The following is a 14,386-nucleotide window of genomic DNA, read 5'->3' as shown; positions in this document are numbered from 1 at the left end:
CCAAGGACAGAAAGGAACTGATTATGTTGCAGCGGTTTTACGCCTACTTACAAGTTGACCGGCCTTTTTTACTGGGTATTTTCTGCTTTAGTTACTTTTTAGTCATCAGTAACCGCGTGCGAGCGGGAATGGTATCTTGGTATACCTTTACGCCCGAAGCGCCCATTGTCACGTTTTTTTCCGCCTTGCTTATTTTTTTGTTGGTGCGTTATTGCTTAAACCGGTTTCAACATAACGATGACGGCCAGCTCAGTTGGTTGAAGATGTTGCAGATTATCTTTGTCTCTCTGCTAGTCTATTTAGCCGCTAATAACAGCATTAGTGTTCTGATTTCCTTGATGTTTAACACTGTCGAACGTAATTTCTCACCGAATTTGCTGTTAAGCAAAAATTTAGGTGATATTGTCGATGTGGTGTTATTCGCGGGTATTTATTTGGCGCGTTATCATTGGCAGGCGGCCAGTCGTTATCAACAACAAGTTGCCGATTATAATCAACAGCTGGCGCAATTAACTATTCAGCAATTAAAAGCGCAACTGAACCCGCACTTTATTTTTAACGCGTTAAACACTTTAGATGAGTTGATCAGTGTCGATCAAAAACAGGCCAGCCGCTATTTGCATGACTTTGCTGCGCTCTATCGGTTATCTATGCACAATGCTACGCAGCAGTTGGTGCCGCTGTCACAAGAAGTTGAGTTTGCTGAATATTATTTTAAATTAATGCAAACTCGTGTCGGGCCCGGTTATCAGCTAGCCATTGATCCGGATTTGCGCACCAATCAAAGTTTGTTGCCACCCTTTAGTTTGCAGTTATTACTCGAGAATGTGTTTTTACATAACCAAGGCAGCTTGGCAGCGCCGTTGCTGGTGAATATTTCACTACAGCAACAACGTGTTGTGGTCAGTAACCCCTTACAGCCGAGCGCCAAAAAATCACAGAGCGGTAATGGTATCGGTCTAACAAATTTAGCTAAACAGTTTTTGTTTTTAACCGGCCGTAATTTAGATATCAGTCAGGCAAATCAGCGCTTTAGTGTAAGCTTGCCGTTATTAGAGGAGCAGCAACGTGTTTAGGGTAGCCATTGTGGAAGATGAGCCATTGGCGCGTAGCAAGTTACGGCGGTTGATTGCCGAATTACCTGATCCGATGGAAGTCGTCGCTGAACTGGCGACAATAAAAGAAACGGCCGCTTTTTTAACGAGCGGCCAAGCTGTTGATGTGATTTTTTCTGATATCGAGCTGGCGGATGGTAATGTGCTGACCACTTATCAACAAATTCCGCCTTGCTGCCCGCTGATTTTTATTACCGCTTATGATCAATTTATGTTGTCGGCTTTTGATAGTCAGGGTATTTCCTATTTGCTTAAACCTTATAACAGTGAAAAGCTGTTGCAGGCTTGGCAGAAATTTCGCTTATTAAGTGCCAAAACCGTTACTACGCAGCCTGATCTCTCCAAGCTGACTGCCTTGTTAGCGCAGTGGCCTGCAACCCCTGCCGTGGCAAGTTATGCCACGCGCATAGCGATACGGCAGCAGCAACAGATTTACTTTTTGGATATAGCCGATATCAGCTATATCCAAGCTGATGGTGGCCTGATTATGGCGTTTGATGTAGCAGGAAAGCGGCATTATTTGCCTTACACGAGCTTGCAAGCGGTAGAGGCGATTTTAGATCCGCAACGTTTTTTTCGAATTAATCGCAGCGAATTAGTGCAAACGCATTACATTGAGCGGTTAGAGCGCTTTTGTAAAAATACGCTCACGGTCTTTCTTCGTTCTGGCGTGCAGTTAAAAACCAGCCAAAGCCGAACCAGCGAGTTTAGTCGCTGGTTGGGTATTTAGTTGCTTAAACAAAGGTGAGTACTAGGCTAATAATCACGCCGGTGATCAGCAGCTGCATTAAACAAAACCCCATGATGTCTTTGGCTTTTAAACCGGCAATAGCCAGCACAGGCAAGGCCCAAAATGGCTGGATCATATTAGTCCAAGCATCGCCCCAAGCCACCGCCATGGCAACGCGACTAATATCAGCGCCTAACTCCAGCGCAGCCGGTAACATTACTGGGGCTTGCACTGCCCACTGACCCCCACCAGAGGGCACAAAAATATTAACGATACCGGCACTGATAAAGCTAAAAAACGGCAAACTTTCTGCACTAGCAAAACTAACAAACCATTCTGACATGCTTTGTGCTAAACCCGACTGAATCATAATAGCCATAATGCCAGCGTAAAATGGGAATTGGATCACAATACCGGCGCCGCCTTGCACCGCTTGTTGCAAGCTATGCAGTAAACGCCGTGGTGTGCCATGCAGCACTATCGCTAAAAATAGGAATAAGTAATTAACGATGTTTAAATTAAGGCTGCCGCCTTTGACAAAATACTGGACTAAATAAGCAACACCCGCAAAGCCGACGATCAAAGCTAACAGTAGGCTATTTTCAAGTTTATCTGCCGGGCGTTGCTGGGTGATTTCTGGTAAAGGCGTGTCATCGAGTTTAGCGGGGTCGACATAGATACTGTCTTTTGCTGACGGTAACATCAGGTAGTTTACCAGCGGCACTGCAACAAATAGCAAGGCCAGCAATATCAAGTTAAAGTGCGCGAAGATAGTCTCACTGGTTGCGATTAAGCCAATTTGCGCTTCGGCAAAATGTCCTGGTGTCGCAATGGTCAGCGGCACCGAACCGGCTAAACCACCATGCCATACAATAAAGCCTGAATAAGCACTGGCTACCAATAAGCGATAATCCACTTTGATTTGTCGGGCTAATGCTTTGGCAAATAATGCGCCGACCACTAGGCCAAAACCCCAGTTAAGCCAACTGGCGAATAATGAAATCACGCTAACTAACACAATGGCTTGGCCCGGCGTTTTGGCCAGCATAGCTAAGCGATCTAAAATGGCTTTTACCAAGGGCGTACTGGCCAGCATGTAGCCGGTAACCAGCACCAACAGCATTTGCATGGCAAAACTGAGTAAGCCCCAAAAGCCATCTCCCCATTGTTGTAATACTTGCTGCGGCGACTGCTGTTCAAACAGCACTGCGGCAGCAAATACCACTATGGTGAGTAGTAAGACAAAGATATAAGGATCAGGTAGATAACGTTCGACTAAGCGAACAAAGGGTTTCGCAGCGGTATTAAGCATCATCAACTCTTTTTATAATAATAGGCTTAACTTTAAAACAGCTTAGCCAAACAACACAACCGCTACAAGGCGTTAGCCGCAGCACACTTTAGTCTTATGCCAAGAGTGATTAAACGTAAAGGCACTGGCTTCGCCTTGTCGCTTTAGCGTATGCTTAGGTTTTGTGTCTATCCGGAAAAATTAATGAAATTATCTCGTTTATTAGCCACGACAGCGTTGTTAGTTGGCAGCACCTTAATGGCGCCGTTACATGCGACCATCGTGCAATTTAATACGTCGTTGGGCAACTTTGAAGTCAACTTATTCGACGAAACCACGCCAAAAACCGTAGAAAACTTTTTAAGTTACGTTAAAGATCAAAGCTACGATAATAACGTGGTGCATCGTTTGGTGCCGGGCTTTATTGTGCAAGGTGGCGGTTTTGTTTACACCGGTCAGGTGCCGTTTGGGAATGTGGTGGCTAAGGCTGCAGTACAAAATGAACCGAAATGGTCTAATCGACGTGGCACTATCGCTATGGCTAAAATTGGCGATCAACCCAACAGTGCGACTAGCCAATGGTTTTTCAATTTAGTGGATAACCAAACCAACTTAGATGCGCAAAATGGCGGTTTTACCGTATTCGGTCAAATCTCTGTGCAAGGTTTGGAGATTTTGCAGCAAATGGCACAATTACCTACTTATAATTTTGGTGGCGCCGCAACCAACATTCCACTGCGTAATTATACGTCAGCCGATTTTGCCGCCGGTAAAGCCCTAACGGCTGACAACTTGGTGCTGATTGAAAGTGTGTTTGTGATTGATACTCGAGTTAACACTGCTGCCGGTTTAACCCCTGTAGCCAATACTTTAGCAAGTAATGGCGCTTCAGAAGGCGATTCAGGCTCGGGCTCGATTAATTGGCTCGTGTTGTTATTATTGCCATTAGCGGCTTTACGTTTGCGTGCCGCTCATCGTAGCTAAGGCTTGTTGACGTTTGCTGTTTAGATTTTGTTCGTTTGGCGATGTTTTGATTGCGAAATGAGTGCGTTAAGCTTTTCAGGCCGTTTACTAAAAAAGGGTTGCGGCCTTAAATCATTTTTTATCTCTTCCTCGCGCTATTAACAGCAGGCTTAACGTGATGGATGTTTCTACCCTTCTCAAACAACTACCTGTGGCCACGCAACCGGCTTATCGGCAAGTTTTACAATTGTTATTGCAGCAAATCATACCTTTGGCACGGCCTTTAGTGCTGGGTATTAGCGGTGCGCAAGGCAGCGGTAAAAGCACCTTGGCCAAATTGCTGTGTGGCTTGCTGCAACAGCAGGGTATTTCGGCCGCCACCGTGTCGCTAGACGATTACTATTTGTCGCAACACGCTCGGCGACAGTTAGCCGCGCAAGTGCATCCGTTGTTGGCCCAACGTGGAGTACCCGGCACACATGACATTCATAAAGCATTAGCGGATGTGCAAGCGGTACTCGCTGGGCAGGCTGTAGCATTGCCACAATTTGATAAGGCGATGGACGATCGGCTAGCTGACTTACGCAAACAACAGCTTGATGTGCTGATTATTGAAGGCTGGTGTTTAGGTGTGGAAGCCGAAGCTGCTGAGGTGTTGGCGCAGCCTGTAAATGATTTTGAAGCCGCTGCCGACGCTAAGGGCGTGTGGCGTAGCTATGTTAATCAGCAACTGGCCGGTAGTTATGCCGAGTTATGGGCTTTCCTACAGCCACTGATTTGGTTAAAAGCGCCTGATTGGTCCAGTGTTTGTCGTTGGCGAGCTCAGCAAGAGCAGCAATTATGGCAGCAACGAGGTAAAGGTATGTCGGCTACTGAATTGGCTGCTTTTATGTTGCCCTTTCAGCGGCTGACTCAAGCCAGTTGGCAGCAGTTGCCGACACGAGCAAATTACACTATTGTACTAAATGAGGCACAGCAACCGTTGCTCAGCCCTGGAGGCTGCTGGTGATTTACACACATCGTTTGACACTTCGGCCACTGACCCTTGCTGATGCACCTTTTATGCTGAGGTTATTAAATGATCCGGGCTTTTTGCAACATATTGGCGATCGCGGGGTACGCGATTTGGCTGGCGCTGAGCAGCATTTGCAACAAGGGCCGTTGAAAAGTTATCAACAATACGGTTTTGGCTTGCGGGCAATGGAGCACACCGCCACCAAACAGTTGATTGGTATCTGTGGTTTATTACAGCGCGAACAGCTTGATGCGCCCGATCTTGGTTATGCCTTGCTCGAACCTTATCAGCAACAAGGTTTTGCTTATGAAGCTGCCAAGGCCGTGTTGCAGTGGGCGGTTACGTTACGGATACCATCGTTGTATGCCATTGTTAATGAAGATAATACGGCTTCGCAGGCCCTGTTACACAAGTTGGGTTTTGCTTACCATAGCCCCTTTAGTTTAACGCCTGAACAGACCGGTTGGTTATATCAACGAGCATTACCAATAGCTTAAATAACGTTGCTAAACACCGCCGCTTAACAGCCACATTCCTGTAGTTTCCGTTCTAGTTGCGCAATACGCTCCTGTGCTTGTTCACGATAGCGTGTTAAACGCTCGATGGTTGCGGCTGAATTGCTCTTCACAAAATTCACTTGTTCTTCAAATTGCACTTTCTGTTTATTAAATTGAAAGCGTTCTAGTTGAATTTGCTGCACCGCCTCGCGCTGTTGTGCTAATTCTTCCCGTAACTGTTTGATCGTTTCGCGTTGCTCGGCCTGATGTTGCGAGGTAATGCTATTTTGATGTTTCAACAATGCTAAATGAGCGCGTAATTGTTCCACATTGTCGCATTGTTCAGGGTTATTCGGTTGCAACAAGGCTTTTAATTCGGCTAATTCGTGTTGCACGTTATGCAGTTGATCCGCTTGTGCTGCATTAATGGCTAGCGCCTCATCCCGCTCTGCTGTTAACGCACTGAGTTGCTCGCTTTGCGTTGCCTGCTCGGTGGCACTGTGTTGTGGCGAGGCCAGTTGTTGCAGTAAGTCTTGGTGCTGTTGCTGCAGTTGTTGCAATTCTTGCTGTAACTGAAGGTTTTCTGTTGCCGTGGCCTGCTCGGCGGCACTGTGTTGTGGCATGGCCAGTTGTTGTAGTAAGTCTTGGTGCTGTTGCTGCAGTTGTTTTAATTCTTGCTGTAACTGAATGCTGTCGGCTAATGCAGATGGCTCTGCTGTGGTTTTTTGACGGCGTATCTGACTCAACAGCGTATCGCGCTCAGAGCTGAGTTCAGCACATTGCTCGGAATATTCGGCCAGTTGCTGATGGATCTGTTTTTTCATTTCAAAGTGTTGGCGTTGCTGCTCTGTCAATCGTTGTTGTAAGGCATCATACTCGGCCTGTAGCTCAGAAAAATGCTGTTGCTCTTGTTGATACTGCGCCACCGCGTTTTGCGCTGCACTTAACGCTTGCTCGGTGTCTTGCTGTGCGCTTTTAGTCTGCTGCAACGTTGTTTCAAGTACTTCGAGTTGCGTTTGAGCTGTGCTTAATTGCTCAGCCAGTTGTTGCTGTGCCGCCTGCTTTTCCTCTAATTGAGCAATTAACTGCTGTTGTTGTTGATACTGTTGTTGTAACTCAGACAATTGCTGCTCGGTGTCGTTAAGCTGTGCTTGCTTTGAGGCGAGAGCGGTTGCGTGCTCAGAGGCTTGAGCATTGGCGGCGGCCACGGCCGCTTGGCTGGCGGTTAGTTGCTCCGTTGCCTTGCTCAGTTGTTGTTCTAACTGGCCCAGTTGTTGTTGCAAAGCGGTGCGTTCTTGTTGCAGGCTGGCAAAGTGTTCTGCCTGTGTGGTCAGTTTCTGTTGTTGGCTGTGCAATGTTTGCTCTAAAGCCGTTTTACGCTGTTCCAACTGCTGCCATTGCTGCTGTGCCTGTTGTAAGTGCTCAACCGCAACCACTTCACCTTGCAGTGCTTCGGCTAATTGTTTTTGCAACTGTGCCGTTTGTTGCGCGCCTTGTCGCTCGGTTTCACGCAAAAACGCTTGCATAAAATCGTCACTGAGTATTGGCGCTTGCTCAAGCTGTCGCTGTTGAGCTTGCTCGTATCGCCACTTTTTATAGTGTGCTATCACCGTTGCTTGTGCGTCAGACACTTTAGACAAAACATAATCTAGCGACACGGTTTTACCGGTACTTTCTAGATCATCACAAATTCTTTTAACATCAGTATATTGCGACATTTTCTACGCCCTCATAGCGAAGCAACAAAACCAGGGTAGGCAAGAAACCCATGTTGACAGCTTAGAAAATAGCCAAGTTGTCAGCAATGTCGATCTACTCAATAATTATGCTGCGATTGCTTTTTAAATATTAAAGCCTCTAAGTAACTAAAATAATTCATTTTAATTTTTATTTGGCGAGTTAAGTTAACGGTCAAAATTGTGGTTTTAAACATCAATATAATCCTTAGGTATTAGTCAGTGTCACAAGTTTTTGCTATTTAATGTTAGGCAAGGTAAATTAACTGATTATTTGTACAGTGTTTTGTCTGATGATTTTATACATTGCAGAAAAGCCCAGCGTTGGCCGTGCCGTAGCCGATGTGCTCCCCAAACCACAGCAAAAAGGCGATGGCTTTATTAAAGCCGCCAATGGCGATGTGGTGACTTGGTGTATTGGTCATTTACTGGAACAGGCAGAACCTGAAGCCTACAATGCCGATTACAAAAGTTGGCGCAAAGCCCACCTGCCAATTATTCCAATAGAATGGAAACAACACGTTAAGTCGCAAACCCGCCAGCAATTTAATGTGGTTAAAAAACTGATCAAAGAAGCCGATGTGTTAGTGAATATGGGCGATCCGGATCGTGTCGGGCAAATTTTGGTGGATGAAGTGATTAATTATGCGGGGATCAGTCAAGCCAAGCGTGCGGCCACCAAGCGCTGTTTAGTGAATGACATGAATCCGGCGGCGATCAGCAAAGCCTTAAAGGATTTGCGCCAAAACACTGATTTTATTCCGTTAGCCACTTCAGCCTTAGCGCGGGCAAGGGCCGATTGGTTGTATGGTATTAATATGACACGGCTATGTACCTTACTAGGCCAAGAGCATGGTTATCAGGGCGTGTTGTCGATCGGCCGTGTGCAAACGCCGGTGTTGGGGTTAGTGGTGCACCGCGATCTAGAGATTGAACACTTTGTAACGAAACCCTTTTATGAGGTGTGGATAACGCTGCAAACCCGCAGTGGTGAGCAATTTAAGGCAAAGTGGCAACCGAGTGCCGCCTGCGAGCCTTACATGGATGAAGATGGCCGGGTGTTACTGAAAAAGTTGGCTGACACCGTGTTAGCAAAGGTGAGGGGCCAAACGGGCCAAGTTAAAGCCGTGAAACGCGAACAAAAAAGCCAGGCTGCACCCTTGCCTTACAATTTATCCTCATTACAAATTGATGCGTCTAAACGCTTTAATTTAAACGCGCAAAAAACCTTAGATATTTGTCAGCAATTGTATGAACGCCATAAGCTAATTACCTATCCGCGTTCTGATTGTCGTTATTTACCGGCGGGTCACTATGCTGAGCGGCAAAAGGTAAGCCAAGCGATTGCCAGCAGTAGTTCGCCATTAAGTGAGGCCTTGAAAACAGCAGATTTAAACTTAAAAAGTAAGGCTTGGAATGACAGCAAGGTAGGGGCGCACCATGCCATTATACCTACCGAGCGGGTGCTGGATGTGCAGCGTCTTTCGCTAGATGAGCGACATATTTATGAGTTAATTGCCCGACAATATTTAATGCAGTTTTATCCGGCGTTTCGTTATAGCGAGCATCAAATTGATACTGAAGTTGCCGGGGGGTTATTTGTCGCCAAGCAAAAATCGACCGTCGATCTGGGCTGGAAGGCCTTACTTGCACGTTCCGGTTCAACTGACGAAGAGACGAATGAATTCAGTACAGCCTTGCCGGCAGTGCAGCAGGGCGATCAGGTTAATTGTGTTGAAGGGCAACTGGATGAGAAGCAAACCAGCCCGCCGAAGCATTTTACCGACGCTAGTTTACTGGCAGCCATGACCGGCATTGCGCGTTATGTTACCGATCCAGAAATAAAAAAAGTGCTACGCGATACTGACGGTTTAGGTACTGAAGCCACGCGAGCGGGCATTATTGAATTGCTGTTTAAACGACAGTTTTTAACGAAACAAGGTAAAGAGATCCACGCCACACCCATTGGACGGCAATTAATTCAAAGTTTGCCGCAGCGCATGGTCGTGCCCGATATGACGGCACACTGGGAAGCGCAGCTTGAAGCGATTTGTGAAAAACGCTTGCGCTACGATCAGTTTATGCAACCGTTACAACATGGCTTAATTGAGCTAATTAGTGAGGTAAGCCAGCAACATGGGCAGTTTTCCGGATTAAAAGGGCTGGGTCAAAACCGCTTTAGCCGCAGTAAAACCGGCCGAGCTAAATTTGCCGCCAAGAAAACCAGCAGCAAAGCAGCAAGTAAAACAACCTCACCCAAAAAAGCGGCCGGCAGCACTCGGTCTCGTCGCAGCAGCCAATAAAAAACCGCAGTAACAACCTAACCCAAAAGAGTTATAGCCGCTTAGGCTGTTTACTAATAAAGCACAGTAAAACAAGGCTTTTGCACAACAGCGCTAATTCAGGTGTCGCTAACATGAAGGATGCACTAGGCTATAAATAGAGCTAGATAACCGTAACAGTGCAGCGCTGAAAAGGCTGGCACTAGCTATATTGCAAAGATTGCCTACACTTTAATTGTGTCATGGCAGATCAAACAGCCAGCGCTGTTGTACAACAGAGAGGGTGCACAAATGATTTTGTTAGTTGGTGGTGAAAAAGGTGGCAGCGGCAAAAGTTGTCTTGCACAGAATATTGCTGTGTACTTTTCCCGCGAGAAAAATGCTAATGTGATGTTGGTTGATTGCGATCCGCAACGTACCACGTCGGATTGGGTGCAAGAGCGACACATGAATCCAGAATTACCTTGGCTGAATTGTGTGCAAATGTATGGCAAAATTCGTTATGAGCTGAAAAGCTTAGAAATGCATTACGATGTGGTTGTGGTGGATTGTGGCGGCCAAGACAGTGTGGCTTTACGTTCAGCGATGGTGGTGGCCAGTCATGTATTATTTCCACTAAGACCGAAGCGCCGCGATTTAAAAACACTTGAACACCTTGAAGATTTGGTCAGTGCCTGTAATGTAGTTAATCCAGAGATGATTGTGGGTTGTGTTTTAACCCAGTGTCCGTCACTACCTAATCAAGCTGGGCGCATTTTAGATGCAAAAGAGGTCTGTAAGAGCTTTAATTTACGTGTGCTCGACAACATTACTTACAGTCGCAACATTTATGACGATAGCGAAGAAAAAGGCTTATCGGTAATGGATGTGGATAATGAAGGTAAAGCAGCCTCGGAAATGAAATCGATTATTGAAGAATTGCTATCCATGAGGGCGATACAACAAGATGGCGCTAAGCGACCTGAAGAAAAAGTCTTTGCCGTCAAATAAACCCAGTTTTACCACTGAAGAGTTTATTGATGATGCAAATAATTATGCCCTGGGGCTGCCGCAAATTGTCAGCTTGCGGCAACTATTACCAGACGAGGATGAAACGGCTAAACTGCCGATGCGCCATGCTACTTTTACGTTAAGCGAAGAGGCGATTGCCGCCTTAGCCGAGTTAAGTGAATTAACCGGTGAATCTAAATCGAAACTGATCCGCACCTTAATTAAACGCGCCACGCAGTCAGTGCAAATTGATTTGGCGCGCTTAAAACCCACAACATCAAAAAAAGACTAACGATTCCACCAGTGTTTTGTGAGTTAGTTAACTAAAAACGCGTAGGCAGTTACATAAGCCGTTTCTTGAAAAACTTTTAGGCCGGTTGATTTAAAATCTACAGGTAAAGGATGACGTTTAATGCGATCTTTTACTGCCGCACCCGACAAAATGGTGGTGGGACAAGTGGGAATTAATTGAATTGCCGCTTCAATTTTAAACCCTACCGCACCGCCCGCAAATTTACCCTTTTGTGGCCGTTCTTTAATGATCAGATGCTCAATTTTATAATCTTCGACCAGTTTTTTTATCGCAAATTGAAATTTTTGTACGCTTTCAGCTTGTTGATCTTGGCTCAGCGCGATTCGATTAACCCGACATTCCGGAAGATCAAATAAGCCGTCTTCTAAATTCATTAAACATAAAATGGCTTCACTGCCTTTTATTTCGATCCCGCAGACGCGCATGGCAATTTCCTGTTAGTTATCTTGTAATTGGTTTAAATGTTTTTCGATAATGCGGCAGCTTTTTTGCTGCACCTCACCAAAAAGCAAAGAATTAAATTCTTGGTTTACGCAGTAGGTTTGCCGATATTCCAAAATACTGCTGCGACTGGCTGCCGCATTGTTTAGTAATTTTTGTTGGCCAACCCCAAGGTTTTCAGTTAAGGCGGTAAATTCGCGCTGTACCGCAATCACTCCACGATCTTCCTGCTGCCAGCTTTCAGACACCACAGACTCTACCTTGTTAAAAAACATATCTCGGTAGGTTTTAAGTGGCTCTCTGCCAGAAAAAGTGATTAAAAGTAAGATAATAAAGGCAAACCAAAAAAACTTCTTCATAGTTAAGGCTTATAATTGCAAGCGATGCCTCATTCTAGCGGAATTCAAACGCTTTCGCATTAAAGTGTTGTGATATATGGCGCTAGCTTATTTTATGTCAAATAATTTCGGTAAGAGCCTGATATACTGAGGCCATCACCAGTTGTCACCCAGTGCCATGTTATTGTTGAGGAAGACCAGTGGATAAGCAAAAAATTGACGTGAAAAACATACCGGTTGAAGTGAAAATTCATCGACCTGCCGCTGATACCACAACGAAATATGCTTCACGCGATCGGATCTATATTCGTTCGGTGAAGGGATTACACCAAAGCCTGCGTCGTAATATGGGCTTTATCTTTATGTCGTTGTTTTTTCTTTTGCCATGGATCCCATATCATGGTCAGCAAGCCATCTTGTTGGATATTGGTGAGCAAAAATTTAATATTTTTGCCTTAACCCTGTGGCCACAAGACTTTACCTTATTAGCCTGGATTTTTGTGATTGCCGCTTATGCGTTGTTTTTTGTGACAACCTTTTATGGGCGGGTCTGGTGTGGTTATCTTTGTCCGCAATCGGTGTGGACTTTTACCTTTATGTGGTTTGAAGAGAAGATCCAAGGCACGCGTAATCAGCGCATGAAGCTTGATCAGGCGCCGATGAGTTTTAATAAGTTTTGGAAGAAAGCCCTAACGCATTTTTGTTGGTTGGCTTTTGCATTGTTTACCTCATTAATTTTTGTCGGTTACTTTACGCCGATTGGCCCACTATTCCTTAATTTCTTTACACTGCAAGCCGGGTTTTGGGCGGTGGTGTCAGTACTGTTTTTTACTTTTTGCACCTATGGTAATGCCGGCTGGATGCGCGAAATTATGTGTACGCACATTTGCCCTTATGCGCGCTTTCAATCAGCGATGTTTGATAAAGACACTTTTACCGTCACCTATGATGAAGCGCGTGGAGAAAACCGTGGACCTCGAAGCCGCAAAGATACCGATTATAAAGAAAAGGGCTTAGGCGATTGTATCGACTGTAACCTGTGCGTGCATGTCTGCCCTACGGGCATCGATATTCGCAACGGCTTGCAATACGAATGCATTAATTGCGGGGCTTGTATCGATGCCTGTGACGATACGATGACAAAAATGGGCTATCCCAAAGGCCTGATCAGTTACACCACTGAACACACCTTACAAGGTAAACCGGCGAAAGTGTTCCGGCCGAAACTACTGGGTTACTTCTTCGTGTTGATCTTGGTGTGTGTGGCCTTTGTCGTGAATTTAGCCATCCGCAAGCCGTTGGAGCTCGACATCATCCGCGATCGTGGAGCCTTGTATCGTGAAACGCCAGAAGGCTTAATTGAAAATACCTATACCCTCAGTATTATCAATAAATCGCAGCAACCAAAAACGCTGAACTTGTCGGTTATGGGCATTGAACAGTTAAAATGGATTGGTGATACCGAAGTGATATTAGCCGGGGGAGAAAGCCGTAACGTGGTGATAAGCCTCGCTTTAGACCCTTATTATGCGAAGAAGCCGGTGTTAGACGTTAGCTTTACCGTGACGGATGCAGCACAACCCGAGTTAACGATTTCTCAGGAGAATAAATTCTTTGCCGGGCGTTGAGTTGACGCAGCGATTTGATTTTTCAACGCTGCAGCCCGACCTGATATTAGATGCGTTGTACCATTATGGTTTCGATGTTAGCACTGGTCTGTTGGCACTAAACAGTTATGAGAATCGCGTTTATCAATTTAGTGCTTATCGTGATGGTGCCGCACAGCCCGAAAAACTGGTGGTTAAGTTTTACCGACCAGAGCGTTGGACCGCGGCGCAGATTGAGGAAGAACATCAATATGCTTTTGCCTTAGTCGACGCCGACATCCCCATAGTGGCGCCGCTTCGTTTTGCTGGCAGTAGTTTATTGCATTATCAGGGCTTTTTATTTGCGGTTTTTCCAAGTCGTGGTGGCCGTACTTTAGAAATCGACAATGATGAGCAATTGGCTATGCTGGGGCGGTTTTTAGGTCGGATGCACCAGGTTGGCCGCCAGCAACCTTTTCGTGAACGCCCCACCTTAACCGTCGAAAGTCATTTAATTGAAAGCCAGCAAGTATTAGCCAACTTAAGTTTAATACCCACTTATCTGCGGCCGGCCTTTGACAGCGCCTTAGCGCAGGTGATTGCCGAAGCCAGTCGACAATATCGGCCCGCTCAGCTGATCCGGCTGCATGGTGATTGTCATGCGGGTAATCTCTTTTACACAAGCAATGGCCCGTTTTTTGTCGATTTAGATGATTGTCGCATGGGGCCGGCGATGCAGGATATTTGGATGATGCTGTCCGGTGATCGGCAACAGCAGCGTTTTACCCTTGAGTTAATGCTAGAAGAGTACGAACAGTATTGTGAATTTGATCCGGCCGAGTTAAAACTGATCGAGCCATTACGCGCTATGCGTATGATCCATTATATGGCATGGTTAGCACGGCGTTGGGAAGATCAAGCTTTTGTGATGAACTTTCCATGGTTTGGTACAGACAAATACTGGGAACAGCAGTATCTGGCGCTAAAAGAGCAACTGTCATTATTACAGCAACCCCCTTTAAGCTTAGTGCCAGACTATTAACAATTTGCTAAGCTAGTGCGCAAAATGACCCCGCAGTATGACTAAAC

At 45.8% G+C, this 14,386-nt stretch carries 14 protein-coding genes; 10 read left to right on the top strand and 4 right to left on the bottom strand.

What is annotated here, in order from left to right; genetic code table 11:
- Nucleotides 1-23: 23 nt before the first annotated feature.
- Nucleotides 24-1,076 carry a sensor histidine kinase gene (locus ORJ01_RS07135; RefSeq protein WP_306177445.1) on the top strand — a complete coding sequence of 351 codons (1,053 nt, stop codon included), beginning with the start codon at nt 24-26 and terminating at the stop codon, nt 1,074-1,076.
- Nucleotides 1,069-1,845 (top strand): LytTR family DNA-binding domain-containing protein, encoded by a 777-nt coding sequence (locus tag ORJ01_RS07130; protein WP_306177444.1) that lies wholly within the window; start codon nt 1,069-1,071, stop codon nt 1,843-1,845. The genes ORJ01_RS07135 and ORJ01_RS07130 overlap by 8 nt, the downstream gene beginning before the upstream one ends.
- A 4-nt stretch (nt 1,846-1,849) precedes the next feature.
- On the opposite strand, the gene ORJ01_RS07125 is transcribed toward ORJ01_RS07130, so the two are convergent.
- The gene (locus tag ORJ01_RS07125; RefSeq protein WP_226750616.1) at nt 1,850-3,157 is read right to left on the bottom strand and encodes a short-chain fatty acid transporter; all 1,308 of its coding nucleotides are present in this window, start codon (nt 3,155-3,157) and stop codon (nt 1,850-1,852) included.
- A gap of 183 nt (nt 3,158-3,340) precedes the next feature.
- Here ORJ01_RS07125 and ORJ01_RS07120 point away from each other — a divergent pair, with 183 nt between their 5' ends.
- The 3 genes from ORJ01_RS07120 (at nt 3,341) to ORJ01_RS07110 (ending at nt 5,611) form a co-directional block, all read left to right on the top strand.
- Nucleotides 3,341-4,120 (top strand): peptidylprolyl isomerase, encoded by a 780-nt coding sequence (locus ORJ01_RS07120; RefSeq protein ID WP_306177443.1) that lies wholly within the window; start codon nt 3,341-3,343, stop codon nt 4,118-4,120.
- Nucleotides 4,121-4,277: 157 nt separating this feature from the next.
- Nucleotides 4,278-5,108 carry an ATP-binding cassette domain-containing protein gene (locus ORJ01_RS07115; RefSeq protein WP_306177442.1) on the top strand — a complete coding sequence of 277 codons (831 nt, stop codon included), beginning with the start codon at nt 4,278-4,280 and terminating at the stop codon, nt 5,106-5,108.
- Entirely contained in the window at nt 5,105-5,611 is a 507-nt protein-coding gene (locus ORJ01_RS07110; protein ID WP_226750613.1) for a GNAT family N-acetyltransferase, read from the top strand. The genes ORJ01_RS07115 and ORJ01_RS07110 overlap by 4 nt, the downstream gene beginning before the upstream one ends.
- A gap of 23 nt (nt 5,612-5,634) precedes the next feature.
- Here ORJ01_RS07110 and ORJ01_RS07105 read toward each other — a convergent pair whose 3' ends face one another.
- A complete protein-coding gene (locus ORJ01_RS07105; RefSeq protein WP_306177441.1) occupies nt 5,635-7,329 on the bottom strand; it encodes a hypothetical protein in 1,695 nt (564 codons plus the stop codon).
- A 311-nt stretch (nt 7,330-7,640) separates the two neighbouring features.
- Here ORJ01_RS07105 and ORJ01_RS07100 point away from each other — a divergent pair, with 311 nt between their 5' ends.
- From ORJ01_RS07100 to ORJ01_RS07090, 3 genes are all read left to right on the top strand, one after another.
- Nucleotides 7,641-9,650, top strand: coding sequence for a DNA topoisomerase III (locus ORJ01_RS07100; RefSeq protein WP_306177440.1), 2,010 nt, complete (start codon nt 7,641-7,643; stop codon nt 9,648-9,650).
- Between the two features lie 270 nt (nt 9,651-9,920).
- Nucleotides 9,921-10,619: an AAA family ATPase gene (locus tag ORJ01_RS07095; protein WP_226750610.1), complete on the top strand. Its 699-nt coding sequence runs from the start codon at nt 9,921-9,923 to the stop codon at nt 10,617-10,619.
- Complete coding sequence (locus ORJ01_RS07090; protein ID WP_226750609.1) at nt 10,606-10,911, top strand: ribbon-helix-helix protein, CopG family; 306 nt, start codon at nt 10,606-10,608, stop codon at nt 10,909-10,911. The genes ORJ01_RS07095 and ORJ01_RS07090 overlap by 14 nt, the downstream gene beginning before the upstream one ends.
- Before the next feature lie 23 nt (nt 10,912-10,934).
- On the opposite strand, the gene ORJ01_RS07085 is transcribed toward ORJ01_RS07090, so the two are convergent.
- Complete coding sequence (locus ORJ01_RS07085; protein WP_306177439.1) at nt 10,935-11,357, bottom strand: DUF3010 family protein; 423 nt, start codon at nt 11,355-11,357, stop codon at nt 10,935-10,937.
- Between the two features lie 12 nt (nt 11,358-11,369).
- The gene (locus tag ORJ01_RS07080; protein ID WP_226750607.1) at nt 11,370-11,732 is read right to left on the bottom strand and encodes a hypothetical protein; all 363 of its coding nucleotides are present in this window, start codon (nt 11,730-11,732) and stop codon (nt 11,370-11,372) included.
- Nucleotides 11,733-11,911: 179 nt separating this feature from the next.
- Here ORJ01_RS07080 and ccoG point away from each other — a divergent pair, with 179 nt between their 5' ends.
- The gene (gene ccoG, locus ORJ01_RS07075; RefSeq protein ID WP_306177438.1) at nt 11,912-13,339 is read left to right on the top strand and encodes a cytochrome c oxidase accessory protein CcoG; all 1,428 of its coding nucleotides are present in this window, start codon (nt 11,912-11,914) and stop codon (nt 13,337-13,339) included.
- Between the two features lies 1 nt (nt 13,340).
- Nucleotides 13,341-14,339: a serine/threonine protein kinase gene (locus ORJ01_RS07070; RefSeq protein WP_306177437.1), complete on the top strand. Its 999-nt coding sequence runs from the start codon at nt 13,341-13,343 to the stop codon at nt 14,337-14,339.
- Nucleotides 14,340-14,386 lie beyond the last annotated feature (47 nt).

The organism is Alishewanella sp. SMS8 (genome assembly GCF_030737935.1).
In the GTDB taxonomy this organism is placed as follows: Bacteria; Pseudomonadota; Gammaproteobacteria; order Enterobacterales; family Alteromonadaceae; genus Alishewanella; species Alishewanella maricola.
Note: the sequence above shows the minus strand (reverse complement) of the source record. Positions and strands in the feature narration are given on the sequence as shown.

Excerpts from the sequence above, each read along its gene's own strand:
- ORJ01_RS07115 (WP_306177442.1), top strand. The coding sequence starts at position 4,278 with ATGGATGTTTCTACCCTTCTCAAACAACTACCTGTGGCCACGCAACCG.
- ORJ01_RS07085 (WP_306177439.1), bottom strand. The coding sequence starts at position 11,357 with ATGCGCGTCTGCGGGATCGAAATAAAAGGCAGTGAAGCCATTTTATGT.
- ORJ01_RS07095 (WP_226750610.1), top strand. The coding sequence starts at position 9,921 with ATGATTTTGTTAGTTGGTGGTGAAAAAGGTGGCAGCGGCAAAAGTTGT.
- ORJ01_RS07105 (WP_306177441.1), bottom strand. The coding sequence starts at position 7,329 with ATGTCGCAATATACTGATGTTAAAAGAATTTGTGATGATCTAGAAAGT.
- ORJ01_RS07135 (WP_306177445.1), top strand. The coding sequence starts at position 24 with ATGTTGCAGCGGTTTTACGCCTACTTACAAGTTGACCGGCCTTTTTTA.
- ORJ01_RS07120 (WP_306177443.1), top strand. The coding sequence starts at position 3,341 with ATGAAATTATCTCGTTTATTAGCCACGACAGCGTTGTTAGTTGGCAGC.
- ORJ01_RS07100 (WP_306177440.1), top strand. The coding sequence starts at position 7,641 with ATGATTTTATACATTGCAGAAAAGCCCAGCGTTGGCCGTGCCGTAGCC.
- ORJ01_RS07125 (WP_226750616.1), bottom strand. The coding sequence starts at position 3,157 with ATGCTTAATACCGCTGCGAAACCCTTTGTTCGCTTAGTCGAACGTTAT.
- ORJ01_RS07080 (WP_226750607.1), bottom strand. The coding sequence starts at position 11,732 with ATGAAGAAGTTTTTTTGGTTTGCCTTTATTATCTTACTTTTAATCACT.